We start from the raw sequence: 1,919 nt of genomic DNA, 5'->3' as shown, positions 1-1,919 counted from the left end.
ACAGCTCTTTAAGTGTGCAGCGGAAAACACAAGAAGACTCTTCCCACCTGTCGTTCGTAGCATGAATGACATTATGAAAGAAATGTTCGCAAGGGATGGGATGCCACAGGAGATCGCAGAGATGATGATAGCTGAGATTCCACCGGAGCAGACGATGTGGGTGATTTCCAATGAAAAGGGTATCAATGGCGCAGCATCCATGCTTTATGAGAATGAGCTTCATGAGCTGGCAGAGAGTTTAGAGAGTGACCTTTATATTCTCCCTTCGAGCGTGCATGAGGTTATTGCAGTATCTTCAGATATGGGAAGCCCTGAGATGCTAGCACAGATGGTAGTCGAGGTAAATATGCAGGAGGTGTCTTTGGATGAGAGACTTTCCAATCAGGTATATCACTATGATAAGGATTTAAGAAAACTCACCCTTGCAACTGATACACCAAACAAGAGACTTGATGGTATCGTTGCAGAACCTCCCCTTGTATATGACGCGAAGGAAAAGTCCAGATAGGAGGCAGCTATGGAGCAGGAACTTACAATGGAAGAACTCATTGCTCTCATAAACAGCCAGAAAGGTGACTTTGTTATCCGTGTCGAGTTTGGAGAGGAGGCGGTGTCTGATGCCAAAGAAGAATGACTTCAAGCTTGATGTGGTTTCGGTAAGACTTGTAAAGGATGCTCCGATTTATTCGGAGCACACCTTTAATAATCCGGCGGATATAGCTGCTGTCATGGGAGACTGTATGTGCCAGTTTGACAGGGAAGTAGTGTGTGTGGTCAATCTAAGGTCAGATTTAAAACCTATCAATGTGCATTTTGCAAGTGTTGGCTCTTTAAATGAGGCAATGGCACATCCGAGAGAGCTGTTTAAATCAAGTATCTTAAGCAATGCCGCAAGCATGATGTTAATCCATTGTCATCCATCCGGGAATGTATTCCCAAGCAAGGCAGACACGATGATGACAGACCGCATGAACAAGCTGTGTGAACTGATGGGAATACCGCTCATTGACCATATCATAGTTGGTGGAGACAATCGTGAATTTTTCAGTTTCAGTGAAAAAGGCATGATTGATAATCCTAAGATTACCCTGAGCACTGATTACCTGACACTTGATATCAAGTCACCGCTTGTAGCAGAGCAGGGAAAGGCAAGGTGAAAGCATGGATGGAAGATTTACGGATGAAGAGCTTGCCATAGCAAAGAGTGTTGACTTGTGTGCAGTTGCTGAAAGCCTTGGGTATACAGTAAAGAGGATTGGCAAATACCACACTTTAAAGGAGATGGATTCCATCCGTATCTATAACAGAAGCCATTGGTACAGATGGTCAAGGCAGTTTGACAAAGGCAACAATGGCGGCTCACAGATAGATTTCTTACGGGTATTTTGTGGAATGAGTGTAAAAGAGGCTGTGTTCTGGCTTCTGGACTTTGCAGGATACAGAAGAATCGAGAATCCTGTAAAGCAGCCACTTGTTCATCAGGTATCGCAGAAGCAGGCAGAAGAGAGAAAGCAATTTGTCCTACCAGAACGGGCAGGAGGTAATTCCTATCTTATTTCCTATCTGAATCATGAGAGAGGAATCAGCAGAGCAGTCATAGATCTGTTTTTAAAAGAAGGACTGATTTATGAGAGCAGGCATTACCACAATGTTGTTTTCAAAGGAAATGATAAAAATGGAGTGACAAGATTTGCAAGTATGCGGGGAGTGTTTGATAAGCAGGGCAAGCCATTCAAGTGTGATGTCACAGGCAATGATAAGAACTATGGATTTAATGTGGTAAATGTTAACAGTACAGAGCTTGTAGTATTTGAGGCTGCAATCGACCTTATGAGTTATGTCGATATCTTCGCGGATTATGAATCAAATAAGCTGGCACTTGGGATGCTTGCAGATGCACCACTTGAGACTTTTCTTCG

The 1,919-nt window shown here is 43.4% G+C and carries 3 protein-coding genes; all 3 read left to right on the top strand.

From position 1 onward, the window contains the following. Positions 1–508: DUF5688 family protein (locus tag WMO38_RS15380; protein WP_349163212.1), on the top strand; the 508-nt coding region annotated here is incomplete at its 5' end. Positions 509–617: 109 nt separating this feature from the next. After that, complete coding sequence (locus WMO38_RS15345) at positions 618–1,157, top strand: JAB domain-containing protein (protein ID WP_349163211.1); 540 nt, start codon at positions 618–620, stop codon at positions 1,155–1,157. A gap of 4 nt (positions 1,158–1,161) precedes the next feature. Further along, on the top strand, positions 1,162–1,919 hold a 758-nt coding region (locus WMO38_RS15340; protein WP_349163210.1), incomplete at its 3' end, for a DUF3991 domain-containing protein.

The organism is Lachnospira hominis (ex Hitch et al. 2025) (assembly GCF_040096395.1).
Lineage (GTDB): Bacteria > Bacillota > Clostridia > Lachnospirales > Lachnospiraceae > Lachnospira > Lachnospira hominis.
The sequence above is the reverse complement of the archived record's forward strand: the minus strand, read 5'-3'. Positions and strand labels throughout refer to the sequence as shown.

What these genes read in the sequence shown, in the direction of transcription:
- WMO38_RS15345 (WP_349163211.1), top strand. Translation starts at nt 618, where the DNA reads ATGCCAAAGAAGAATGACTTCAAGCTTGATGTGGTTTCGGTAAGACTT.